The organism is Paenibacillus polymyxa M1 (assembly GCF_000237325.1).
In the GTDB taxonomy this organism is placed as follows: Bacteria; Bacillota; Bacilli; order Paenibacillales; family Paenibacillaceae; genus Paenibacillus; species Paenibacillus polymyxa_C.
In genome coordinates this window covers 1,011,003-1,034,788 of record NC_017542.1, presented here as the reverse complement: position 1 = coordinate 1,034,788, position 23,786 = coordinate 1,011,003, and the positions used below count along the sequence as shown (strand labels likewise).

The 23,786-nt window shown below is 43.6% G+C and carries 20 protein-coding genes and 1 riboswitch; of the genes, 5 read left to right on the top strand and 15 right to left on the bottom strand.

The genetic code is table 11. The features are described 5' to 3' along the window. Nucleotides 1-42 precede the first annotated feature (42 nt). The 8 genes from PPM_RS04620 to PPM_RS04585 form a co-directional block, all read right to left on the bottom strand. Nucleotides 43-1,269, bottom strand: a complete 1,227-nt coding sequence (locus PPM_RS04620; RefSeq protein WP_013369560.1) for an RtcB family protein — start codon at nucleotides 1,267-1,269, stop codon at nucleotides 43-45. Between the two features lie 246 nt (nucleotides 1,270-1,515). Next, on the bottom strand, nucleotides 1,516-2,952 hold the full coding sequence (locus PPM_RS04615) for a purple acid phosphatase family protein (RefSeq protein ID WP_013369559.1): 1,437 nt from the start codon (nucleotides 2,950-2,952) through the stop codon (nucleotides 1,516-1,518). Nucleotides 2,953-3,228: 276 nt separating this feature from the next. Continuing rightward, nucleotides 3,229-4,230, bottom strand: coding sequence for a Gfo/Idh/MocA family protein (locus tag PPM_RS04610; RefSeq protein WP_013369558.1), 1,002 nt, complete (start codon nucleotides 4,228-4,230; stop codon nucleotides 3,229-3,231). A 191-nt stretch (nucleotides 4,231-4,421) separates the two neighbouring features. After that, complete coding sequence (locus tag PPM_RS04605) at nucleotides 4,422-5,063, bottom strand: deoxynucleoside kinase (protein WP_013369557.1); 642 nt, start codon at nucleotides 5,061-5,063, stop codon at nucleotides 4,422-4,424. Then, nucleotides 5,063-5,683: a deoxynucleoside kinase gene (locus tag PPM_RS04600; protein WP_014599501.1), complete on the bottom strand. Its 621-nt coding sequence runs from the start codon at nucleotides 5,681-5,683 to the stop codon at nucleotides 5,063-5,065. Before PPM_RS04600 ends, PPM_RS04605 begins: the two co-directional genes overlap by 1 nt. Before the next feature lie 169 nt (nucleotides 5,684-5,852). After that, nucleotides 5,853-6,452, bottom strand: coding sequence for a response regulator transcription factor (locus tag PPM_RS04595; protein WP_013369555.1), 600 nt, complete (start codon nucleotides 6,450-6,452; stop codon nucleotides 5,853-5,855). After that, the gene (locus tag PPM_RS04590; RefSeq protein ID WP_013369554.1) at nucleotides 6,449-7,582 is read right to left on the bottom strand and encodes a sensor histidine kinase; all 1,134 of its coding nucleotides are present in this window, start codon (nucleotides 7,580-7,582) and stop codon (nucleotides 6,449-6,451) included. Before PPM_RS04590 ends, PPM_RS04595 begins: the two co-directional genes overlap by 4 nt. A 60-nt stretch (nucleotides 7,583-7,642) precedes the next feature. Then, nucleotides 7,643-8,704, bottom strand: a complete 1,062-nt coding sequence (locus PPM_RS04585) for a fatty acid desaturase (RefSeq protein ID WP_013369553.1) — start codon at nucleotides 8,702-8,704, stop codon at nucleotides 7,643-7,645. Between the two features lie 212 nt (nucleotides 8,705-8,916). After that, nucleotides 8,917-9,001, top strand: a riboswitch (ZMP/ZTP riboswitch). A gap of 113 nt (nucleotides 9,002-9,114) precedes the next feature. On the opposite strand from PPM_RS04585, the gene PPM_RS04580 reads away from it, so the two are divergent. From PPM_RS04580 to PPM_RS04570, 3 genes are all read left to right on the top strand, one after another. Further along, complete coding sequence (locus PPM_RS04580) at nucleotides 9,115-9,981, top strand: bifunctional 5,10-methylenetetrahydrofolate dehydrogenase/5,10-methenyltetrahydrofolate cyclohydrolase (RefSeq protein ID WP_013369551.1); 867 nt, start codon at nucleotides 9,115-9,117, stop codon at nucleotides 9,979-9,981. Beyond that, entirely contained in the window at nucleotides 9,978-10,613 is a 636-nt protein-coding gene (locus PPM_RS04575) for a cyclodeaminase/cyclohydrolase family protein (protein WP_013369550.1), read from the top strand. The genes PPM_RS04580 and PPM_RS04575 overlap by 4 nt, the downstream gene beginning before the upstream one ends. Before the next feature lie 225 nt (nucleotides 10,614-10,838). Continuing rightward, nucleotides 10,839-12,341: a stalk domain-containing protein gene (locus tag PPM_RS04570; protein ID WP_013369549.1), complete on the top strand. Its 1,503-nt coding sequence runs from the start codon at nucleotides 10,839-10,841 to the stop codon at nucleotides 12,339-12,341. Between the two features lie 124 nt (nucleotides 12,342-12,465). Here the strand turns inward: PPM_RS04570 and PPM_RS04565 are convergent, their stop codons facing one another. From PPM_RS04565 to PPM_RS04555, 3 genes are all read right to left on the bottom strand, one after another. Further along, the gene (locus tag PPM_RS04565) at nucleotides 12,466-13,449 is read right to left on the bottom strand and encodes a phosphotransferase (RefSeq protein ID WP_013369548.1); all 984 of its coding nucleotides are present in this window, start codon (nucleotides 13,447-13,449) and stop codon (nucleotides 12,466-12,468) included. A 168-nt stretch (nucleotides 13,450-13,617) separates the two neighbouring features. Continuing rightward, on the bottom strand, nucleotides 13,618-14,610 hold the full coding sequence (locus PPM_RS04560) for an ABC transporter substrate-binding protein (RefSeq protein WP_013369547.1): 993 nt from the start codon (nucleotides 14,608-14,610) through the stop codon (nucleotides 13,618-13,620). Nucleotides 14,611-14,799: 189 nt separating this feature from the next. Beyond that, entirely contained in the window at nucleotides 14,800-15,192 is a 393-nt protein-coding gene (locus PPM_RS04555) for a winged helix-turn-helix transcriptional regulator (protein ID WP_013369546.1), read from the bottom strand. A gap of 142 nt (nucleotides 15,193-15,334) precedes the next feature. Between PPM_RS04555 and PPM_RS04550 the strand changes: the two genes are divergently transcribed. After that, nucleotides 15,335-16,009, top strand: coding sequence for an NAD(P)H-dependent oxidoreductase (locus PPM_RS04550; protein WP_013369545.1), 675 nt, complete (start codon nucleotides 15,335-15,337; stop codon nucleotides 16,007-16,009). 112 nt (nucleotides 16,010-16,121) lie between these two features. On the opposite strand, the gene PPM_RS04545 is transcribed toward PPM_RS04550, so the two are convergent. The 3 genes from PPM_RS04545 to PPM_RS04535 form a co-directional block, all read right to left on the bottom strand. Then, nucleotides 16,122-19,037 carry an S-layer homology domain-containing protein gene (locus PPM_RS04545; RefSeq protein ID WP_043885878.1) on the bottom strand — a complete coding sequence of 972 codons (2,916 nt, stop codon included), beginning with the start codon at nucleotides 19,035-19,037 and terminating at the stop codon, nucleotides 16,122-16,124. A gap of 418 nt (nucleotides 19,038-19,455) precedes the next feature. Continuing rightward, nucleotides 19,456-20,163, bottom strand: a complete 708-nt coding sequence (locus PPM_RS04540; RefSeq protein ID WP_013369543.1) for a hypothetical protein — start codon at nucleotides 20,161-20,163, stop codon at nucleotides 19,456-19,458. A 113-nt stretch (nucleotides 20,164-20,276) separates the two neighbouring features. Then, nucleotides 20,277-21,233, bottom strand: coding sequence for a hypothetical protein (locus PPM_RS04535; protein ID WP_013369542.1), 957 nt, complete (start codon nucleotides 21,231-21,233; stop codon nucleotides 20,277-20,279). 472 nt (nucleotides 21,234-21,705) lie between these two features. On the opposite strand from PPM_RS04535, the gene PPM_RS30485 reads away from it, so the two are divergent. Continuing rightward, entirely contained in the window at nucleotides 21,706-21,969 is a 264-nt protein-coding gene (locus PPM_RS30485; protein WP_043885877.1) for a DUF3953 domain-containing protein, read from the top strand. Between the two features lie 124 nt (nucleotides 21,970-22,093). On the opposite strand, the gene PPM_RS04525 is transcribed toward PPM_RS30485, so the two are convergent. Further along, nucleotides 22,094-23,476 carry an amino acid permease gene (locus PPM_RS04525; RefSeq protein WP_013369541.1) on the bottom strand — a complete coding sequence of 461 codons (1,383 nt, stop codon included), beginning with the start codon at nucleotides 23,474-23,476 and terminating at the stop codon, nucleotides 22,094-22,096. Between the last annotated feature and the right edge of the window lie 310 nt (nucleotides 23,477-23,786).

The following is a 23,786-nucleotide window of genomic DNA, read 5'->3' as shown; positions in this document are numbered from 1 at the left end:
CGTCTTTTTTATGGGTACACACCATTCTTCCTTCTCTTTTCATTAATCCTTATATGGGTCAAACTCATTGGCCCCAGCCATGCATACCCCGATTGGCTTCAGCACATGCATAACTTCAACAGTCTCGGAATGAGCGTCCAGCACCTCACGCAGTTTGCGGTAGACGAACGGGCTTTCGTCTGTACCTGCTCCGCGCAGCTCGACACCGTAGTTTCGAACAGCCTCCTTCATCTGTAGGTCCGTAATCTGCCCTCCGCTACGCGTACGGGTTTTCCAATTCATTTTACCGGCTGCCTGGGTACGACTCATAATACGACCTGCGCCATGGACTGTGCTATAGTAGGAATCCCGATTTTCTACCGAATCTTTCCCACGCACAATCACCGAGATATCCCCCATGCTTCCTCCAATAAAGCCCATTTGACCAGGGGCCGAGGGGGTTGCGCCTTTGCGGACCACAATGGTGTCGCGTCCATCATGCTGTTCTTTCCACGCGTAATTATGGTGATTATGCACCGTAAAGTCCGCTTCGGTCCCCATAATACCAAGCACTTGTTCTATCACATGGTCACGTCCTGCATAAGCATAACGTCCGGCAAGGCGCATTGCACGATAGTACATATCCCCCAGCTCACTGTTCATATCCAGTAGTACAGGCGGCTGATCCATATGTTCTCCCGGCGCCTTTCCGAGAAACTCCCGTCCTGCGGCCAAATTTAGAAACCCGCTTGCTGTTTTATGCCCAAAGCCCCGGCTGCCGAAATGATTGGCAATCCAGACCTGTCCTGTCGCTTCCTCTACAAATACATCAACAAAATGATTGCCACTTCCTACTGTACCCAGCTGTTCTCTCGCCAAGGACTTCAGTTTGTCATGCTCTTGCTTCCCAATCGCTGCATATACCGCCCAATCCGGGTCATCAAACAGCTCATGGTCCACCTGAATCTCATTCACACGACCTACGCCAAATGAAATCTGACGTGCAATCTCATCCATCACGGTTGAAATACGCGGCATAATGTCTGCGGCAGACAGCTTGGTTCTTACCGCCTTATTTCCGCAGCCGATATCATACCCTACACCTGAAGGTGAAATTTGTCCGTCATACACCATCACACCGCCAATGGGCTGACTGTAGCCTTTATGATGATCTGCCATCAGTAGCGCCTGAATCACATTACCATTTTCGGCACATGTGCGGGCTTGAGATAATGCCCCCGGATCAGGTGCTCCCCATACGCGTACTCCATTGATTTCTTGATAAGCCATCGTTTTATCCCTCCATATTTTGCAAGAAAATTTCTATATGTAAAAGTGAGCATTCTATTTTTAAACTTTGGATCTCTTAATAGCATTATGTACGGTTTACCCGCTTCCGAACAGGGCGTAAGTATTACAAGCACAACATCAGACGTCTCTATAAGAAAGTCCCTAAGAAAATGAAAAAGGATATCCATGCAGCCAAACAGACTGTAGGATATCCTTTTATGATCATTTAGAAACCATTAATCAATTTTACTGATATTTTTTGATGATTCCGAATTGATCCACAATAAAAGGTTTGGCATCATTTTTGTTTTGATCAATTTCGTACGTTACGGCTGTAAGTTTATTTTCGTCGACAGTGATGCCAACAAAATTCTGCACCTGTCCTCGTACAGGTCTACGATTGTCACTCGGATCTGGGCCATATACTGCCGCATGATTCTCTTCAGCTAATTCAAAGAGGTTATAGTACTTATCTCCAAGCTTTTCACTCGGGTTCTTGTAGTAAACTTTAGGGCCAGCAGTTGCTGGGATGACATAGATACTTCCATCCGGATTCACACTATATTCAATCGTCTTTTCATTTAATCTATCTTTTAATTTGGTTGGCGTTGTTGCTTTACCCTCTTGGTTGATTGGTTTCGTCCGAGCATAAATATGATCATGCCCCTGCACGACAAAGTCGATATCAAGTTTGTCCATGAGTGGAGCGATTTGGTTACGAACTCCATTGTTATCCATGATGTCAGCATCTGTTGCATGGTTAGAGGTAGTGTAGGGACCTTTGTGAATATTAACAATGATCCACTTTGCACCTGCCTTTTTGGCTGCCGCAGCATCTTTCTTTAACCATTCAACTTGATCTTCAGAAAAATTGGCATATTTCTCTGAGTCCTCATTGGAGTTCAGTACAATAAAGTGAGCATTGCTGTAATCAAAGGAGTAGTACGCTCCTGTTTTAGTAGCAGAACCCGCTGGTTGATTAATATTAAAGTGATCATAAAAAGCGTAGTTCTCATCCTCGTGATTACCTGCTGAAGGAACAATGGTTGTATTCAAAAGACTTTTTTGTGAATGTCCCAACAACCAGTTCCACTGCTCTTCTTTGGTACCGGTATCTACGATATCTCCGTTGTGAACTACAAACTGAGCATTATTTACGGTTTGAAGTGCTTTTTCGAGCGTCTGTGAAGACAATATGGCTTCATCTTCGCTTTTCGCTTGTGTATCAGCTAAATCAATGAAGGTAAATTCACCGTTCTTAGGAGCCGTTTGAAACGTACCTGTTTCGCTCCATATCCCGCGCGCTGCATCACCCACACGATAATAATAAGCTGTGTCCGCTTGAAGACCTGTAGCTACAGCTTTATGGACAAGCTCTTCTGGAGAATTGGTCGATGGAGAGGAAGTGCCTTCAAATGTAAGAGCATTCGTAAAATCAGCTTCAGAAGCCGTTTTCTTGGTTACTTGAACAGTGCTCTTCGTGAAAAGCTTTGAAGTATACCAGGTAAATCCTTTGGAGGCTTTGGTGTCTCCATAAAATGTAGCTGTAACTTTGCTAATACCTTGATCTGTGTTCACTGGTGACTCAGCATGAACAGGTAAGGCTGACAGGCCCGTAATCAAACCTAGCGCAAGAGCAACAGACATTGATGTTGCTGACCACTTTTGAAACTTCTTAAACATGTGTACACTCCTCTGTGCAGTTAATATGTAAAAGTTATAAATATGATCATAACAATCATTTGTTAATACGTTATTTGCTGAGATGTAGTGCTTTGTAAAAATGAGGTTAGGTATATAAACCAAAAAAGGCCTACCGCATGTTTGCAAAATTTGCGAAACCGGTAGGCCTTATTCATGTTCTAGGTACTCTTGACACATAAAACTAGACTGCCCCATATAAGAAGCAGTCGCGGAGTCTTGGAAAGCTAGTAAGGGTTTTGTTAAATCACTAGCCAACTAATGTGCAGAGGTATTTTTCAAATCCGCTTCATAACGAAGACCAAATTGTTGTCTTGCCTCCTCCATCACTTCAGCGACTGTCAGCGAACACTCCAAAGAGTTAATGGAACTGTTGCGTTCCCCACTCTTGATCAGATCAATAAATTCCTGAATTTCATAATACATGGGCTCACGCGTCTGAGCCTTGGTCAAATCCTCAATCGTGCCGTCCCGATAATGAATTTTCACCTCATAGGGCTGGCTGATTTTGTCGATCACCATCGTTCCATACTCACCCTGAATTTCGGCAGGCAAATAGGAATCTGTAATTTTGGAATGCATGACGATAGCATCCATATCCGGATACTTCATCACAATACTGCCCTCGCCGTCGACACCAGAGGATAACAGTACACCCACCGCCCGGATCTCATCCGGTTTGCCGAACAATGCCACCATTGGATACAAACAATACACTCCCAGATCCATCAAGGAACCATTCGAAAAAGCCGGATTAAAGGCATTTAGCACCTTGCCCTGCTTAAAAGCATCAAAGCGTGAAGAGTATTGACAGTAGCTTGCAAAATAACGCCGAACCCGGCCTATTTTATACATATGATCCTTTATAATTTTAAAGTTGGGCATAAGCGTGGATTTAACGGCCTCCATCAACAGAACATCATTGTTGCGCGCGGCTTCGATCATACTCTGCACCTCTGCTGCATTAGAAGCAAAAGGCTTCTCACACAGCACATGCTTTCCATGGTTCATACATAAGATCGCTTGCTCCGCATGTAAAGAATTGGGACTGGCAATATATACGGCATCCACCTGATCACTTGCAGCCATTTGTGCCAGATCTGTAAAAACCTCCGGCTGGCTGTTATATTTGGCAGCAAAGGCTTGGCCTTTCTCCTCTGTTCGTGAGTACACCGCGGTCAGGGAAAATTCGTCTGTCTCTATCGCAGCTTGAATAAATCTTTCCGTTATCCAATTCGTTCCAACGATACCAAAACGCATCACAGTATCCCATCCTTTCCCGTGAGTCATTACAATTAATATATGTTCCTATTCTCGCATTCCAGCCAAGACTTGTCCACTATACCGCTTGTCATCTCCCATGCTTCCACATATTAAAAAGGACTGCGGTCTATCAGCTTAATTTATACTGATTGTACCACAGTCCTTGTATGCTTTTTGAGGTTATATCTCTACTTTTTGGAGATCACCTTGCCCACTTCTGCCAAAATGGCATCCATGGAAGCAGGGTCGTGTACATCGTACTCATCAATGTTGAGACGCAGTACAGGACAGGCATCAAAATCGTTGATCCAATCGGAATATCTGCGATGCATTTGCTCCCAGTAGGATCGCTCGGTCTGAATCTCCATTTCGCGGCCGCGTTCTTCGATCCGACTCAGTATGGAGGTCAGGCTGCCTTCCAGATAGATCAGCACATCAGGGTGTGGAAAGAACGGGGTCATGACCATCGCCTCAAATAGGCTAGTATATGTTTGATAATCGGTAGGGTTCATTGTTCCCTGATCGGCATGCATTTTCGCAAAAATGCCTGTGTCCTCATAAATGGAACGATCCTGCACAAAACCTCCACCAGACAAGAAAATGTTCTTTTGCTCCTTAAAGCGTTCCGCGAGAAAATAGATCTGCAGATGAAAGCTCCATCTTTCAAAATCGTGATAAAACTTCTCCAGATACGGATTATGATCGACTTGCTCTAACGAGGTTTTAAAACCAAGACGACTGGCCAAAGCACCTGTTAACGTGGATTTACCTACACCCACCGTACCCGCTACCGTAATCAGGGCATTTGCAGGAATGTTGTAATTATTCACTATATAAGCTCCTTTACATCGGAAACAATTTGTTCAAATTGTGCCTGGTTTTCTACAAAATCAATTTCATTCCCGTTTACGGTCAATATACGAGGGGCAGGTGACTGTTCGGCGAGAAACTGAATGCCTTTATCATAATCCGTAATCAATTGCTCCAGATAGGCAGGGTCCATCTCCTGTTCAAAGGAGCGTCCGCGCTTACGAATTCTGCCCAGCAAGGTATCCAAATCTGCTCTAATATAAACGATAATGTCAGGCTTGGGCATGTCATCTGTGAGCAAATGATAGATTTGGCGATATTTTTCGAGTTTCACACCCTTAAGTGTACGTTCAGCAAAAATCAGATTTTTATAGATATGGTAATCTGAAATTACAGGCTGGGCTTTCTCGATGTATTGCAGACCAGTATCCTCTAGCTGCTTATACCGATTGCAGAGAAAGAACATTTCCAACTGAAAGCTCCACTCATCTATATTTTGATAGAATTTATCGAGAAACGGGTTTTCCTCGACAATCTCTTTGATCATCGGCAAATGTAGCTCGGTTGAAAGCATCGAAGCTAACGTCGTTTTGCCTGCTCCGATCGGCCCTTCAACGGCTATAAATGGGGCTTGTTTCATGCGGTTCTGCTCCTCCTTGTACTCCAGGTCCATCCTATGGACAACTATCCTATTGTATCACAAGGAAGTACGCTAGAGGCATAGCAAATCTATGGATAAAACAAAAAAACAGAGCAGCTACGCTTGGCTTCATAGCGTCCCTGTTCTGCTTAATATTTTTGCCTGTCTCTCATTTGAACCAACCTTTTTCATTAAAACGTGTAATCGCCTCAATTCGGTTGCTGACACCCAGCTTATCGAGAATGACTGAAATATAATTTCGCACCGTCCCTGTTGTTAAAAACAGTTCACCAGCAATCTCTTTGGTGTTCTTTCCGTCAGCAATAAGCGCTAACACGGTCTTTTCACGCTCCGTTAGCGGGTTGACCTCGGCATAAGCATCATCAACCAGTTCTGGAGCGTAAATACGCCGACCTGCCATAATGCTGCGAATGGAGGAAGCCAGTTCTTCACTGGGACTGTCCTTGAGTAAATAACCGTGTGTGCCTGCCTTAATCGCTCGTTCAAAATACCCGGGGCGAGCAAACGTTGTTAAAATAAGCACCTTGCAATTCAAGCCTCTGAGTTCCTCTGCCGCATCCAATCCGCTTTTTATCGGCATTTCGATGTCCATAATGCATATGTCTGGCTGATGTTGCTTCACCAGCTCTATAGCTTCTTCCCCGTTGCTTGCTTTTCCGACTACTTTCATGTCTTCTTCCAAGTCCAACAGGGAGGCTAGAGCACCCAGCAACATACGCTGGTCTTCTGCGATAACGATTCGAATCATGGCCCCACCTCCTCATTCGGCTTTTCAGTGATGTTGGGCACCTTAATGACCAGGGTCGTTCCCTGATCGGAAAGCAGTTCCATACATCCGTTCACGAATTCGAGCCTTTCCTTCATGCCTTGCAGACCATGTCCCCGAAAGACTGCATTTTCTCCCATAATACCAACTCCATTATCCTGAATCCGCAGGGTCAATTCCTTACGAGACGGCTCAATGGTGATGGAGCAAGCGGTAGCTCCACTGTGCTTCACTACATTGGTTACGGCTTCCTTCATACACATGCTCAGCACATTTTCATTCATTAATGACGTATGCTCCAGCTTCGGGTCGCCCTCCAAGGTCAGTTCGATGTGAGCAGCCTTTAAAATTTGCCGAATACGTAGCAGTTCATCCTCTAGTCTCATGCCGCGCATTTGAGTAACCATTTCCCGTACTTCTTTTAACGCACTTCTTGCCGTGAGACGAACATCGTTAATTTCGACATGAGCCCGTTCCGGATACTGGTCCAGTAGCTTGCCTGCCAAATCACTCTTCAGCCCAATGAGTGACAGCTTCTGACCCAAGGTATCGTGCAGGTCACGCGCGATTCTTTGCCGTTCCTCCAGCTTGATCAATTCCGATATTTTCTTATTGGCATCCTCTAATTGGACCTGAAGCCGATCACTCTTGTTGCGATTAAAATTTGTAATCGGAAGGAGGATCACACCGATCAGATTGAGCAAGATAAAAGGAATCTGCTTAATAAAAACAGGATTCTGAGAAACAAACCCATAATTGATTAATCCAATCGTAATAACCATTAAAATAATATACAGGGTCGTAAATGCAGCCTTACTTTTAATATTACCGATCAGATAAGCGATAAATATGGAAAAATACATATAGCTAAATAGCAGCGTCATCGTAATCGATATAGCAATCTGCACACTGGTCCAGAAGTATATGAGCCAGCCTTGGGAGACAAAAGCCAGTACATAACAAGCAAAAAACACCAAAATAATCGCGGTACCCAGAATAATATGACTTGTAGATGAAGAGCTAAAATAGTAAAAGGGCAGGATATAAAAGACGACCCACACATAAGGGCTAAGTCCCGTATTTCTTTGGAAAATCTGATACCACTTTTGCATCCTGCCACCCTTTTCTACTTTAGATATCCCTATCTTAACATACCAATTTCCGTACAACGTCTATTTTCTATCCGTGCCTACAACAGGTGTAGGGATGGGTTTTGAAGCGCCAACACGTTTGCTAAGCAGCGGCTTTACTTGTTTAAAGGTCAGAAAGGTTTTGGTACTTTCATCCCACAGTCGGAATTTCAAAGATTGCAGACTGCTACTCACCGTGATCGTGGTCGCCTTTTGCAGCAACGGTGTGGCTTCATGAGCTTTCTCCAAATTGTAATTTGGTACTTTCGGGCTCAGGTGATGAACGTGATGAAAACCAATATTGCCCGTAATCCATTGCAATACTTTAGGGAGCTTGTAGTAAGAGCTGCCTTCTACAGCCGCATTAATATAACTCCACTCTTCATCATGCTCAAAATACGAATCCTCAAACTGGTGTTGCACATAGAACAGCCAGATTCCCAACATACCAGAGACAAAAAAGATAGGCGTCTGTACCAGAAGGAATGCCTGCCAGCCAATAGCCCAGCACAACAGCGCATACAATGCAACGATGGATATATTCGTCACATAAGTGTTTATTTTTTCCTTATGTTTGGCTGTCTTGACATTAAACCGATAGGAAATCAAAAAAGTATAGATCGGACCTAGCCCGAACATAACCCAAGGATTTCGATATATACGATAGGCCAGCCGTGTCCATGTGGAAGCCGCTGTGTACTCTTCTACCGTGAGCACCCACATATCACCTGTGCCTCTTTTATCCAGATTACTGCTGGTTGCATGGTGGATCGCGTGACTATTTTTCCATTGGTGATAAGGGCAGAGCGTAATAATCCCTGTAATCGTTCCCACAATATCGTTCAGCTTGCGACTTTTGAAAAAAGATTGATGACCACAATCATGAAAGATAATAAACGTCCGTACCACAAACCCTGCCGCAATAATGGTAATTGGAAGCGTAAGCCAGTAAGAAACCGCTAGGCTAAGATAAGCGGCATACCACAATAGGATTAGCGGCCCCAAGGTATTGATAAGTTGCAGAACGCTGGATTTCGTGTTTATTTTCTCGTAGGGAGCCATATTTTTTTTCAATTGAGCTAACGGGAGTTGTGTCATACCCATTATGATCCTCCTTTAAAATGCAGCCCATACCTTGATCCTGTCAGGCGTACATGTTGATCTAAGCTCAGTATAAGGAGACCGCTGTATCTGCTGTAGTCATAAACGTCAGTTCGGGCATATGACATTTGTCATATAGACAACTAACCATACCTGTTTGCCAAATGTTCGCGGGTTTCCTTTCTGCTGTTTTTTTGTTAAAATGTAAGATATATAACGCTGTATGTGACTGGCGAAGTCAGTGGAATCAACCACGAGGGAGCATACAAACAAAGCGTACCGTTCGCCTGGGAGAAGTATTTGCAGAGGATTCGTCTGTCTTGACGACCTTGTGCAAATACTTTTTTTCGTTTTTTAAGACCATGACACCCTGTTGATTCTATTATGCGATAAATTCAGAGGAGGCTCGGACTATGGCTATTATTATGAAATCCAAAGAAGCAGCTGAGCAAGTGTATGCAACGATCCGTTCCCAAGTAGAGCAAATGAAACAACAAGGACACCGTCCCCATCTGGCAACCCTGTTGGTAGAAGGTGATCCGGCATCTGCATACTATGCACGGACCAAGCAAAAAATAGCAGAGAAGCTGGGCATCTCATTTCATCTCCATACTTTTAATCGTCATGTAAGTGAAGCCGAGCTTCTGCACCTGATCGGCACCCTAAATGATGCATCCCATGTACATGGCATTATGCTGGAACTCCCGCTTCCTCAACATCTTTCCGCCTCCGTTATTAAACAATCCATCGCTCCCTACAAGGATATTGATGGAATTACACCTGATAACAAGCTGGCTACCGTTACGGGTGACGCAGGGCTGTACCCCGCTACACCTCAAGCCTGTATTGAACTGTTGAAGCATTACGGCCACTCCTTGGCAGGCAAAAATGTCACGCTCGTGGGCATTGGGCAGACGGTGGGACTTCCCCTTTTCCACATGCTGCAAAGAGAAAATGCCACCGTCACCGCCTGTCATGCAGGTACACGTGATATTGCAGAGCATCTGAACCATGCAGACATTGCCTTCGTCGCAGTTGGATGCCCTGATGTGATTACGCAGGATATGGTGCATCCAGGTTTGATTCTCGTGGATGCAGGGATTAATGAGACGCTGGAGGGAAAAATCGTGGGTGACGCTGCTCCGGACGTTGTAGAAAAGGTACATGCTATTTCTCCCGTTCCCGGCGGTGTGGGTACCTTAACGACCGCCATTTTGTACAAAAACTTGCTCAAAGCGATACGTCTGCAACATTACTCCAGAGAGGTGGTTTATTCATGAGTGAACTGTCGTGGAATCAGTCCATCGCACATTTTCTGAAAGAAGCTGCAAGTGCAGCGCCTACCCCCGGCGGAGGAAGTGTATCCGCGCTGGCTGCAGCACTAGGCGCAGCTATGACCTCCATGACCGCCAACCTTTCACAAGGAGAAAAATACGCGCACTTCCGTGAACAATTCGCGCAAGTCATTAGCAGCATGGAGAGATTGTCTATACATTGTGAGGAACTGATGGCCGCAGACATCCAATCCTTTGAACAGTACATGACCGCGTTGCGTTTGCCCAAAGAAACAGACGAAGAAAAGCGCTATCGTACCCATTCCTTACAAACAGCGGTGATTGCTGCCATTGAGGTCCCTATGCGCCTGCTCGAAGTATGCCGGGACGGACTATCACAAGCCTACAACATTGTTGAAATATCCAATAAAAATGTGATCTCTGATCTGGGCATCGGCGCGATTTTGTTTGAAGCAGCCGCTCAATCGGCCTTGCTTACCATTGATATTAACCTTACCTCGCTCAAGGACTTGGATGTCAAACAATCCTACGAAGCCAAAACAGCCGTACTCCTCCGTGAAATCGGACAAATTAAAGAGCAAACCTTATTGACTGTGCGCAGTCGAATTGCTAATTAATCAGCTCATAACTGTGCACAAGCTGTAATAACCAAAATATTCTGCCTATTTGCTAATTACAAATAACCTCCAAACCCATCTTTAATCGTTGGGTTTGGGGGTTATTTTATTGCAATTTATTACTTATGGAAAACTTTTCTATACTTTCTTCGTCTATGGATAAGAGATATTCTTTAAGAACATTTTTTCTCTTATACACATTGATCAAGAAATGAGGAAAATCGTATGAAAAGACGTACTCTATTACTCAGTATAATCACGTTATTCCTGCTCAGTCCCAGGGTATGGGCGGCCGGAGATGATTTCACATCCCATATTCGCTCCTATGATTCCGGAAGTCTGATTCAATCCGATGGAAGCTTGTGGCTGTGGGGCTATAATCAATCCGTACCGACTCGTATAGAGGGCAAGCCAAACGTTGTAAAAACATTCTCTAATATTATCAACGAAGGCGATCTGGTATTTACCTTGCAAGACCACTCTGCTTGGTATGTGCCTAGAAACAATATTTCTGAATCCGTGAAATTTGTTCCTCTGGAAGGACTACAGAACCTCGCAACTGTAAGTAGTTTGGGTGATCATATGCTCGCTCTTAGCAACGAAGGGAATGTATTTTCAGCTGATCAACTCGGAGATAAAAATATCTTTAGTCGTTTTCGAACCCTGTCTGGCATCGACGAGGTTGCCCATATAGATAGTTACTATGAGGAAAGACCGGATTATGAGGAACGCTGGATATTCCTAAGAAAAGACGGAAGTGTATGGAAAAACACAAAAGCATTGCAGGGCTTCGAACCTATTTCATCATTAAAGGATATTACGGCAATTGCTAAAAACATAGCTTTAAAAAAAGATGGTACCGTGTGGACGTGGCCCAAAGAATTTGATAAAAATGTAGCTCCGTCCGAAACTCTATCCGTATCACAAATTCATGCCTTATCAGGCATCAAGACAATCAAGGCCAATAGGTATTCCAATCTCGCGATTGATCAGCAAGGTCGGCTATGGTTCTGGGGGGCTACCGTTACAGGTGCCTTAGACAATACAACCTACCACAATGCTAATACTCCTATACTGCTAACAGGAGTAAAGGATGTTAAAGACGCCTTTTTCGTTGAACGCTCCATCCTTGCTCTAACCACATCTGGTAATGTATATGTTGCATCTCTAGATGGCGAAAAGTTATCCTCCAATGTCTCCTTTACATTACTTGCCAAAAATATTCAAAGCATCAAAGCAGGCCCACGGCACATCATCATGCAAAAAACAAACGGCGACCTGTGGGGGTGGGGCGTTAACAAACACGCGCAACTCGGTATAGGCGACTATGAATTTCTTTATAGTACGCCAGTTCCTGTGCAAAAGCCGATTCTCGTCCGTCTCAATGGTACACCTGTCCCTCTAAGTAACGGTGTGATTACCCGCAACGGCCAGGCATTTATTCCCCTCCGCTCCGTATTTGACAAACTAGGGGCAGAGGTCACATATGATTACAACAGCAAAATAGCGAAAATGAATCAGTCCAAGGCAGGAGACCATCCCGTCTCTCTAGAAATAAATTTCAAAACCAGCCAAACAAAAGTGAACGGTAAATCTGTAGAACTCACCAATCCGCCCTTCATGGTGAACGGTATTGGTTATCTTCCATTGAGGCTCATCAGCGAAACACTGGGAGCCAAGGTAGATTGGATACAAAAAGAAGATACTATCGTAATTACGACGAAGTAGTAAATAAAAGACCAGTCCGAACATGATTCATGTTGGACTGGTCTTTTGTTTCTATATACTGCGTATAGTATGCAGGAAGTCTTACTCGTTTTGTTTGACGCTTTGTTTTCTATCTCTGTAAGCTCTACATATCTGCTAATAAGTCAGGCAGAACTTTATAATTTCTAGCAAGCCAGTTCATTTCTTTAGCGAATCGGATAGGCACAGAATGTTCGTCCATATTGACGTTGATCCACCAAACACTTTCCATATACCACAGCCATTGTAATGATCTTGTTAAACTGTCCTCTATCATCGCACGCTCTTCCCTGTACCCCGCCATAAATGCTGAAACAAGGGGAAGTTTTAACTGCTTATCCCAAGCAAAAGACATGACTGCTCGGGCAATATCCAACTGTGGATAGTCATAATCTAGTCGATCAAAATCCAGAATTGCACTGAGCATATCATTGTTAAACAGGACATTGTCCGCCCAAAGGTCACGATGGGCCCAACCGGGCGTAAGTGCATCTATCATCTCGATATTAACCATTTCTGTTGCTTTACGCTGAGTTTCGATATCAGCCAAAAGCTCTTTTTTATCAGCTTCCTTCGCTTGTTTCCATACTGAATCCCAATGTGCTAAACGTTCCTTACGGCTGGAAAGCACAAGTTTCGGGGTATTTTTGCTCCTAAGCGTACCGTCGTTTAACAAGCAGTGCATTTTTCCAGTTGCCTTGCCTAGCTCATATAATTGGTAAACATTAGCCTTCCCTGGTGCAACCAGTGTACCTGGACAAAATTCCATCACTAGGAAGCGTTCTCTCCGTTCAGATTCCATAAAAACCTGCCCCTCATGATTTAATAACCGTGGACAGGCCAGACCAAGCCCGTGCAATCTTTTTTGTTGAGAAAACGCCCTCAAAAGATCATCAAAATTATAATATTTATATCTTTGTTTATTATATTGTTTTAATAAAAAAGTCCCATTGTTCGTGGCGATTTTCCATTTTAGATTTAACCACCCTCGTTGGATGGGCACAGATTCAATTATATTTAAACCGAAAAATCGATGAAATGTTTCCATTAGATCAGCCTGAATGATTTCATTTGTTGAGAATGTTTCCAATAGACTCCCTCCTTTCTAATTTGCGTATATTACTCCTTGAAAGATCACATATTTGCTTATTATACTTTGTGTTGTCATTTTTCGTTATTCAGTAATTCAACAAAAAAAGCACCTCACCGCGGTCTGTTGTCCGTGTAGTGAAGTGCTTATTCCAGGTGAATCTCACACCTATTTTTTAGCTTTATTCTCTTTCTCTCTTTCAACCAGCATATCCACAACCATATCAATCTGTCCGGTAATAGCGATCGGATCGTAGCGATAGTACGTATCAAAATCATTAAAGAACACTTTATTATTCTTCACCGCAGGCAGATTCCCCCACACAGCGGACGATTTCAGTTGCTTAAGCGCGGTTCCCTTTTTGTCTGGATCATACGTAGTCAGGAACATGTAATCTGCGTCATACTGCGGCAGTACCTCCATTGAAAGCTGTATGGTTTGTTCCTTGGAATTAGCTGTCTTCTTCGGCATGTTCAGTTTGAGCGCATTGTATACAGCTTGTCCGCCTCGTCCCGCATTGTCGCCAAAGATCCAAAGTGCATTTTTGTCTGTCAGCTCATACAAACCGAAAGTTGCCTTTTCGTCAATAACACCTTTCAGACGAGCACGGCCTTCAGCAGCCTTTTTATCAAATGCAGCAATAAATTGCTCAGCCTTCTCCTTTTCCCCAGTGATATCGCCGAACAGCTTGACCGTATCATAGATATTAGTCGTCGTACCATACGGAATGTACAGGGTAGGTGCGATTTTAGACAAAGCCTCATAATTGGTATCCTTCATAACCACGATTAGATCGGGTTTGAGTTCCAGCGTCTTTTCCAAATTGGTCGGATCACCCACCTCTTTGGTTCCTTTTTCCTTTAGCAAATCGGTCAAAAAAGGATTTTGAAACGCAGTCGGCTCTACACCCACCACGTTAGCACCCACGGACAGCAGCTCTCCGCCGTAAAAATCCGTTACAATACGCTGCGGCTTAGCGGGAATTTGAATATCCCCTTTAACCGTTTTAAAGCTTCTTGTCTCTCCAGTAGAAGCCGACTCTTGCTTATCTCCTGAAGTTGAAGCGGGATTATTTCCAGTGTTATTTCCGCCGCATGCGCTGATAAATACAGCCAATACAAGCATCAAAGTAGCCAGCATAAAAATCGATTTGTTCCTCAACCTATTAGCCTCCTATGTAATATGGAATAGCCTTATCTCAACATGATAATGATTATCAATATCGTAAGAAATATATCAAGCGCCATCCTTACTGTCAACTAAAAAGCGAACTTTGTATTATTTCACTACTAAAATAAAAAGACCTGCCAAAATATTGGCCAGGTCTTTTCGTGAAGCCGTCTCAAAAACCTACACATTGGGGCTAGGTTGCTGGAGGCTGCTTGCTGGTGATCGCTGTTTTGTTTTATATTCTTCTCCCCAATCCTTCATCAAGTTAATAATCGGGATCAGTGTTTCTCCAAATTCGGTGAGAGAGTATTCGACCTTAGGCGGAACCTGTTGGTAGACTTCACGGTGAACGACACCATCCTCTTCCAGCTCGCGCAATTGAAGTGTCAGCATACGCTGGGTAATTCCCGGACAGATCCGCCGAAAATCACTAAATCGCTTAGTCCCATACATGAGATGGTATAAAATAATCCCTTTCCACTTGCCCCCAATCACATCCAACGTGTACTCAACAGGACACGCCTGATCATTTCCAGCGGTACACTCACCAAAGCCGCCTTTCCGATTGCGCATTGGCCCTTCTCCTCCTTGGTATCATTTTATATACTACAGCACATTAATGTGCGTACTTCCAAAACGATTATATATATTCTAATATTAGTCATGCACTTGATAAGCGTCAATTTCAATCACATCCATAAGGAGTGGAATCACGATGGAAACCCTAACAACCACTAAAGATCAAATTTTAGCTGCATACAAGTTCAGACATGCTACAAAGGAATTTGATAGTCATAAGAAAATTAGCGATTCCGATTTTGAGTTTATTCTTGAAACCGGTCGTTTATCCCCAAGCTCGTTTGGCTTTGAACCCTGGAAATTTGTTGTCGTCCAAAGTAAAGAGATGCGTGAGAAACTGCTACCCTATTCTTGGGGGGCCACAAAACAGCTACCAACAGCAAGCCATTTCGTACTTATTCTCTCCAGATTGCCTAAAGATATGGTAGCTTCATCCGATTATATCAAGAATATGATGGAAAACGTGCAGCAATTACCTGCTGAAGTGATGCAAGGCAAAGAGAAGGTATATGATGCCTTCCTAAAATCAGATTTTGCGCTTGAGGAAAATGAAAGAGCTATGTTCGAGTGGGCATGCCGACAAACCTATATCGCACTGGGCAATATGATGACTGCCGCAGCTCAAATCGGCATTGATTCCTGCCCGATCGAGGGTTTTAATAAACAAGAAATTGAACGCATCCTTTCCGAAGAAGGCATTATGGATGCCGAGCATTTCGGTATTTCTTGCATGGTGGCTTTTGGCTACCGCCTGAACGAGCCGCGCGACAAAACTCGTCGACCTGTAGATCAGATTGTGGAGTGGGTGTAAAACGCGGAATATCCTTCTTTAAAGCAAAGAGCGCTCCACAGCCATTTCCATGGCTATGGGGCGCCCTCTTTTCATAAAACTCAGGTCCTACAAGTTTTATCACTTCATACGCTTACTGATAGTTCACTTCTTCCACGAAATAGATGTCCTTCAAACGAGCTTTCACGCGCTGAATTTCATCTGCTGTTAAAGGAGCCGTTGGACTTAGCTTGAAGTTCCTTCCGGTGACATAGCTTACGTCCGTGTGACCATCCAGGTTGTAATCCATCTTCGGAACCGGTTTTTGGGTATAATCGGTAAAGTCAATAATAGACCATTCCGCATCCCCATCCTCTTTGGATAAAATAACCCGCTGTGAGGCATTTTCAGTCCACAAATAGCGCAGATTTGCTGGTGAATTATTGGAATCCATAGCCGTCTTAATACCTGAGCCTCTAAACATGAGCGTAAACTCGGTATGATCATTATTGGATCCTGCTACCGATTCATAAACCTGTTTCAGCCCGTCCACACCCACAATCTCGACCTTGCGATCAAGCGGGAAATGATTCACAAAGTTCTCCCATATTGGACCCATGTTATGGGTGTTTGCAAGTGCGTTAATGTCCAAAATAATGGACAAGTAGTTTACCGTATTTATACGTTGATAAGGGTTATCCAAATATTGCTGTACTATATACAGTTGTGGTGCCGCATCCGTCTCCGTCACATAGGGGTCACCCGGATGAAGAGTCCAGCGTGAGGAATCTTTGGTATAGCGTGATCCAATCGGATCAATCGTAACCGAGTTCATGAATACGGTACCGCTATTATCAGTAATTCCTTGTGCGGGAACAATCGGATTGTCTTTATTAGACCAGTAAGGCATCAAAGGTGAGCCCTCACCATACATGCCGTTGACATTATATTGTGTAGCCGACCATCCCATCGCGGATGTAATTCGATAGTGATCTTTTAACCATTGAGTCTGTTCAGGATTCACCGTAAAGCTGGTCAATGATTTCGGCAGATACTTCCGATATTGGTCTGTATCCATGCTTTCAAACACGGATGGTGATCCCATCGAACCAGATTGGTGTAGCTCATTGAATGCATTGTAACGGTACATGTACAGCCACTCATCCATCTTTACTTCCCAAACAGGAAACTTCTGCTGGTTCGGATACCCGGCCAGTATCCCGACTTCATCTCCATACTGATCGACGTAATCCAGAACCTGTTTAAGCTGCGGTCGGTTCGATTCCACAAAAACAAATCCGTTTTCCATCGCCCACGTCACTTTGATGTTGGGACCAAAGTGATCCATCAGCAATTGACGAGATTGCTTGATTTGGTCTACGGTAGTCACGCTTCCCTGCAGCATGATGGAGACAGCAAAATATTGCTTCTTGCGTTCTCCGGGTTCTACCCTTAATTCCGCATCAGATGTGAAGTGAATCCCCTGGGATGGTGACTCAACCACAATTTTTAATGGAATGGCTGAGTTCACTGCTGGAATCAAATGCAGATTGGCAATCTTTCCATCCTCGTCAAATATTCCTCTGGAATCCTCTACCCGAAGTATCAAGTCGGACGGCAGCATTTCAGGAGCTATAACCTCTCCTTTAGCATTATGAAATACGTAGGACATTTTCCAAGCAGCGGGATCTAAAGCAGCCGCCTCTGAAATAGTATACGTAGACAAGTATACGGACCTGATTACGTTCGGTGGCTCTGCCGGCGGAGTCTTCCCTTTCACGATCAGCTTGGTCTGAGCTGTAAGGACCTGATAAGGTTTGGCAATAGTGACCTTCATCTCTACAGGAATGAAGCTGTCCGCAGCCGGAATATTTTCAGGATGTGCGATTTTCCCTTGTATATCAAACACGCCTAACTCATCACTAAATGTGTACGTAACACTTGTGACGCTGGCAGCAGGAATGCTTACTGGACGCCCTTTATGGTAGAGCTGAAAGGATAGCTGATACGAAGGGTACGTTTCCGGCTGATTTACCAGCTCCTGCGCCTTGATTACGACTTCATCTACCAGAAAATCCGAAGAAGGATCCGATGGATCTACTGGAATTACTGGTGGTTTGGGATAAGGCACCGGTGGTGTGACTGGCGAGTCCGGTCTCGGCTTCGGTGGTATCACCGGCGGTTCCGGCTTCGGTTTCGGTGGTGTCACTGGCGGTTCCGGTTTCGGCTCTATTGGTGTCACCGGGGAGACTGGTGAATCAGGTCTTGGGCGATGCCTTTTAGGCTCCTCAATTTCCGAATTCACAGGTTGTTGCCTAATTTCCGGTGTCAAATCGACCGCAATCTTCTGCGATTCTTGTTGGCTGGTCGCCCGAGGCATCGTTGCAGCTCCATTTCCTAATGACTCCAGCAAACGTTTGGCACGTTCTCTCAGACCGTCACCGCCTAGCCATATCCGATAAGCAACCAGCGTGGCATCCTGCCGTCTCACAGACTCTTTAGGATGGAAATAGTGATTCGTATCCCCCTCGATCAGCTCCAACCGTTCCATTAGCCATACACTCGTTTGTGCATAGTCTGATATATCTGATTGATCCACAAAACTGGATATTCCAGCAGATCGGGTATCATCAGTAACACCAAAATACCGGGCATACCAAACGGTCATATCCTGACGGGTCATATTGTGCCTGGCACCAAATAATTGATCGCTAATCCCTTTCGTAATGCTCTCTTCCTGCAAGGCCTGTACATAAGGTAAGGCCCATGGTGACACATCCCGAAAAGAAGTTACGCCTCTGTTATTCGATGTTCGCTTTAAGGTTTTAGCAAAAATGCTTGCCCATTCCTGACGCGAGATAAAATGTAAAGGTCGAAAGCTCCCATCCTGATAACCTGTAACATAACCTTGAGCAGCCATGGCCTCAATCGCATCAGCTGCATAGGAATGTTCGATATCGTTAAAGGCTCTGTTCGCAAAAACAGGCGCACTATGTATACAGAACAACCAGACAGCCAGTAAACCAGCCATGTAATGCCTAATTTGTTTCAACCTTTTTTCACAGTTCATTATTTGAGATCATTACACCTCCTTTACGAGATGGCACTGGGCCACTTTCACCTGTACCTTCATATCAACTTTGAAAATAAATCTCTTTTGTTTTCAAACGGTTTTTCATTACTGTTAACACCAAACTGTATATACTTGGTTTATCGGAATAATCTCCCTAGGATTGAATAAAGCCAGCAAAAAAAGTGGTTTGAGCAATCTGCTGTCCTGCTCATTCAGCATGTTTTTTTAAGCCGTAATTCCCTATCACTAAACAATGGTTTTCATTGGTAATTAAATATTTATCACCTTTGGGTTATCATTTTATTCATGTATACAAACAAAAAAAGAGATGACACCTGTATCCGCATTCGTCTGAATACAAAATGTTATCTCATTTTTTGTGTAAGATGCACTTATTAAATTCTGTCTTCTCTTTCTAATCCTTTTTCAACTCAGAGCCCTTATAAATATAAAAGTAGCCCTTTAAAGATCCGTTTTGTGGATAAGCAGCAGGATCTTTGTCTTTTATTTGAGCTACCCACTCTCGGTTTATAAGCGTAGAGGGGCCTTCCTCAACTAGTGCTTCAGCAGACATTCCAGTGATTGGTTTTGCTGCGCTGGACCAGAATGCAACTAAGTATACATCGTCAGCATTAAAATGATAGCGTTCTTCACTTGGAGTTCCCTCATAAAACAGCTCAGCCAACGAAGCTGCCTCAGATCCTCTCATAAAAATTCGAATCTCATCGGTTCCGTTCCATGTATGAGGAATTCCGTCTTTTGGATTAATGTATTCTACAGTTTCTGGCTCCTTGTCGGTATTAAAATCAACAACTGCATATTTATAAACCTCATCCGTTACACTCTTGGTTGCAAATTCAGTTGTTTTCTCTGTTCGATAGCCACTGAACTTTCCATACACATTCGGGGTTTTGCTAATCACAGCAAAGGCCTTTTCCTGATCCATAAATCCAGCTCTACCGGCTACCGGTGTCAGCCTGTAGGTCTTGATTTCAGTCCCCTTGTACTGATCCCAAGAGTATTCGTAATAATATTTTGCATAAGATATTCCACTGTTCCACCCTACGGATACCAGCATGATAATACCTATCATGAATACTACTGGCCATTTTTTCAACATCATACCCACAACCTCTTTTCTTCAAGTACACTCAAATCATCATTAGAATTATAGCTTTTCAATAATTCTACTAACAGTTAAATATTAGAAGTAAGTGTGGATAAATTATGTCTTTTCTATTTTTCTGTCTTCTGCGGATCAGTTGCTGCTTTGAGACGTTTTTCCATTTCCGTAGACACCATAATGTTCAACAACCCCATGAGATTATTGGTCTCGTTTCTTGCTTTTTGATAGGCGGCAGCAAAGGCCTTTTCATTCGCCGCAGGGTTTTTAATATCACTCAGTTTCTTCCACTCTGGTTTAACTTGTTGATCATACATATTGTACAAACTGATGTCTGTGGGCGTCTGTGCAACAGGCATCATAGACTCAAATTTCGAAGCAACCTTAAAGAAGCCCAGCGTATTTTGGACTGATGGAGTAGAGTAATCATGCGTCTTCATCGCTTCTTCTAAAATAAGAAGTCCCTCGCGTGACAGGTAGAGCATTTTGATGAGCCCTCTTTCTGTATTAGAAGTTTCCTCCCATTTCTTGTAGGTCTCTCCCGGAGCAACTCCCTCTGTAAAATAGGTATAAGCCTCATGAATAAACTCATCCGTATTCGGGTGAATTGGCTTTTCTGTATATAAATTGACAACAGAGTCGCTGTAATTTGCGATGTTGATATGTTTTCCGGTTGGATCGGAAACCCGCCGAATGGGATGGTTTGGCACCCGTACCAGCCCATAACGATCCGCAAAGGAAAGGAGCTGCTCTTGTGTTGTATTTAGTCCTATTTGGCCTGCTTGCTGGTCGAGTTTCGTTGCTTCTTTAGCCATGTCTGCATACGTTTTTGTGTTGGTCCCAGCTTTTGTCGCTTTGTCCATTGTACTGCTCGCAGTAGCTTCCGCACTCACTTGTCCTGCAACATCTTGATCCACTTTGGGTGTCTGTGTAGCTGTGGCAACTGTAGAAATAGTCGCTCCAGTCGTAGCCTCACCTTCATTTTGTTTCTTGGAGTCACCGCATGCTGCCAGCATAGCAGATAAACTCATGACAGCAGTCATCAAAATAATATACTTCTTTACCTTCATCTGATGTTTTCCTCATTTCTTGGTGTATCATTCTGCCATCCATACCTACGATAGACTAAGCTTCACATGTATCCTCGCAGGCCAATGGTATCTTCAATAATATGGAATTCATCTTATCAGAAATAAAAATGAGGGAATACTGGACCATCCTCCTGATTAAGCTCGGTTTGTTTTATAGTAATACGTTGTTTTCTGAACTAAAGACGTGATTATCACGCTGAAAATGGGCAAATTTCCTGTTGACTTTTAGAATACTGCGATCCTCGGTACTACTCCTGCACGCTTATAATTTCTAACCCGAAAACAAAAAACGAAGCTCATGACCTAGGAACTTCACACACAGCCGAATGGTTCTTGTTTTATCTAGCAGCATTCTGCCCACTCTTTTTTTTCTATTTATTTGAAGTCCCACGGTCTGACCTTTAGAATAGATAATACACTTGGCGTTATTTAAGGAAGGGTGCACTTATCTATGTTCAAGAAAATGGATATCTACCGAATTCTCACTTTAATATTTGCTGTAATTGCTATGGTTTCGTCCCTTTTATCCCTCGCATACCCGGATACTTATAAGCACGCATACACCATCGCACAATTTTTTATAGGACTTGTATTTTTATTGTCCGGCATTTCAGAATTTAAGGCTCATCGTAAGAGTATGGCAATAATGAACTTCTCCGTTTCCCTTCTCACTTTCTTTGTATTTATATTCACCCTTGTAGTGCGAACAGGTTAGCCACACACTTTTTCACCTCACTTACAGCCTTTCCATTGCTCTATTCCTCTTCATATAAAAAGAAAAGCCGAGCGCAACTCAGGTAATCTGAATTACGCTCGGCAAATACTACATCTTGAGCAGCCTATTCGTTTTTTTCTAACTCTTCAATTCTCTGCCGCTTTCCTATACCAAAGATAAAATATCCAACAACGACGATCGCCATGAATGTTGCCCCGACAATCAACGATAAGCGTGTGTCCGGGTTAAACCACATTCCAACAATTACGAGCAACAGAAAGATAATGGTGATGTAATTACTAATCGGAAAAAACCGAGACTTAAAGTTATGACCTTCCATTTCGTTTTTCCACTTTTTCCGGAATTTAAATTGACTAATGGCTAATGCAAACCACGGTACCATACCTGGGAGAACACTGGCGCTATAAATATACAGAAACAGTTTGGAATCAGGCATTAAGTAGTTAAATAATACCCCTACCAGCAGCAAAGAAATGGTCGTTATTATACTATTTCTAGGGACGCCGCTTGCCGAAACTTTCCCAAAGAACTTAGGAGCTTGTCCATTCTTAGCCAATGTATATAACATTCTGCCCGCACTATAAATACCACTGTTGCAACCTGACATCGCAGCTGTGAGTACAACAAAGTTAATGATACCCGCAGCAGCCACAATTCCTACCTTGGCAAAAGTCAGAACAAACGGGCTGCCAATCTCGCCAATTTGGTTCCAAGGATAAATCGTAACAATGACAAAGATTGCCCCTACGTAAAAAATCAGAATACGCCAGATGATGTTTTTAATGGCTTTTCGCAGGGTCATTTTCGGATTTTCTGCTTCACCCGCTGTAATGCCCACCATCTCAATCCCCTGATAAGCCGCCGTTACAATACAGAGTGCAAATAGGAACCCTTTTAGCCCTCCTGCAAAAAAACCACCATGGCTGACTAGATTGGATAGACCTATCGGCTGTCCGCCGTTACCGAGGCCAAAAAAGATAATCCCCGTACCAACCACTAGCATGAAGATAATTGCGATAATCTTAATCATCGCAAACCAGAATTCAAATTCTCCATAAAATTTCACAGCCGCCAAATTGGCCAGCGCAATAATAATTACACCTACCAAAGCCGGCAACCATTGCGGGATATCCGGGAACCAGTAGGCCACATATACCCCAATCGCAGTGACCTCCGCCATCCCTACAGTAACCCATAAGAACCAATAGCTCCAAGCGGTCAAGAAACCGGCCAAAGGGCTGATGTATTTATGAGCAAAGGTAGCGAATGAGCCCGTCACCGGTTCAAGAATCAGCATTTCCCCCATGATCCGCATGACAAAAAACATAATAATCCCAGCTAAGAGATAAGCCAACAGCACCGAAGGACCTGCCCATTTTATCGTACTTGCCGATCCCATAAACAAGCCGACGCCAATCGTGCCTCCAAGCGCAATCAACTCAACGTGCCGTGGCTTCAGCCCTCTTGTTAATTGTTTCGATTCCAAAAGAACGCTCCCCTTCGTATATGTTCGTCATCAAATGCTAATGATCCGGAAAACTGCCTCCAAACATTATTAATTTTCAGACTGACGTGGTTGATCGAACGACTACACAGTAGTTCCACGATTCGTAAATATACAAAGTCAACCACGTCCTATTTGCCGTCCAAACCTTACTGTTTCTAAGACCGAGTCCGTAGCATTAGATGCATTGTATGACAAAAAACGTCTAAATACAACTGCTAATTAGCAGACATTTTTAGACATGAAATGGAAAGGAAGGAGATTCATTTTTCTGAACATTGGTCAATTCAAT

Coding starts and splice junctions, on each gene's coding strand:
- PPM_RS04610 (WP_013369558.1), bottom strand. CDS start 4,230: ATGCGTTTTGGTATCGTTGGAACGAATTGGATAACGGAAAGATTTATT.
- PPM_RS04550 (WP_013369545.1), top strand. CDS start 15,335: ATGGAAACCCTAACAACCACTAAAGATCAAATTTTAGCTGCATACAAG.
- PPM_RS04545 (WP_043885878.1), bottom strand. CDS start 19,037: ATGAACTGTGAAAAAAGGTTGAAACAAATTAGGCATTACATGGCTGGT.
- PPM_RS04580 (WP_013369551.1), top strand. CDS start 9,115: ATGGCTATTATTATGAAATCCAAAGAAGCAGCTGAGCAAGTGTATGCA.
- PPM_RS04600 (WP_014599501.1), bottom strand. CDS start 5,683: ATGAAACAAGCCCCATTTATAGCCGTTGAAGGGCCGATCGGAGCAGGC.
- PPM_RS04535 (WP_013369542.1), bottom strand. CDS start 21,233: ATGAAGGTAAAGAAGTATATTATTTTGATGACTGCTGTCATGAGTTTA.
- PPM_RS04575 (WP_013369550.1), top strand. CDS start 9,978: ATGAGTGAACTGTCGTGGAATCAGTCCATCGCACATTTTCTGAAAGAA.
- PPM_RS04555 (WP_013369546.1), bottom strand. CDS start 15,192: ATGCGCAATCGGAAAGGCGGCTTTGGTGAGTGTACCGCTGGAAATGAT.
- PPM_RS04570 (WP_013369549.1), top strand. CDS start 10,839: ATGAAAAGACGTACTCTATTACTCAGTATAATCACGTTATTCCTGCTC.
- PPM_RS04595 (WP_013369555.1), bottom strand. CDS start 6,452: ATGATTCGAATCGTTATCGCAGAAGACCAGCGTATGTTGCTGGGTGCT.
- PPM_RS04590 (WP_013369554.1), bottom strand. CDS start 7,582: ATGCAAAAGTGGTATCAGATTTTCCAAAGAAATACGGGACTTAGCCCT.
- PPM_RS04585 (WP_013369553.1), bottom strand. CDS start 8,704: ATGGGTATGACACAACTCCCGTTAGCTCAATTGAAAAAAAATATGGCT.
- PPM_RS04620 (WP_013369560.1), bottom strand. CDS start 1,269: ATGGCTTATCAAGAAATCAATGGAGTACGCGTATGGGGAGCACCTGAT.
- PPM_RS04615 (WP_013369559.1), bottom strand. CDS start 2,952: ATGTTTAAGAAGTTTCAAAAGTGGTCAGCAACATCAATGTCTGTTGCT.
- PPM_RS30485 (WP_043885877.1), top strand. CDS start 21,706: ATGTTCAAGAAAATGGATATCTACCGAATTCTCACTTTAATATTTGCT.
- PPM_RS04540 (WP_013369543.1), bottom strand. CDS start 20,163: ATGATGTTGAAAAAATGGCCAGTAGTATTCATGATAGGTATTATCATG.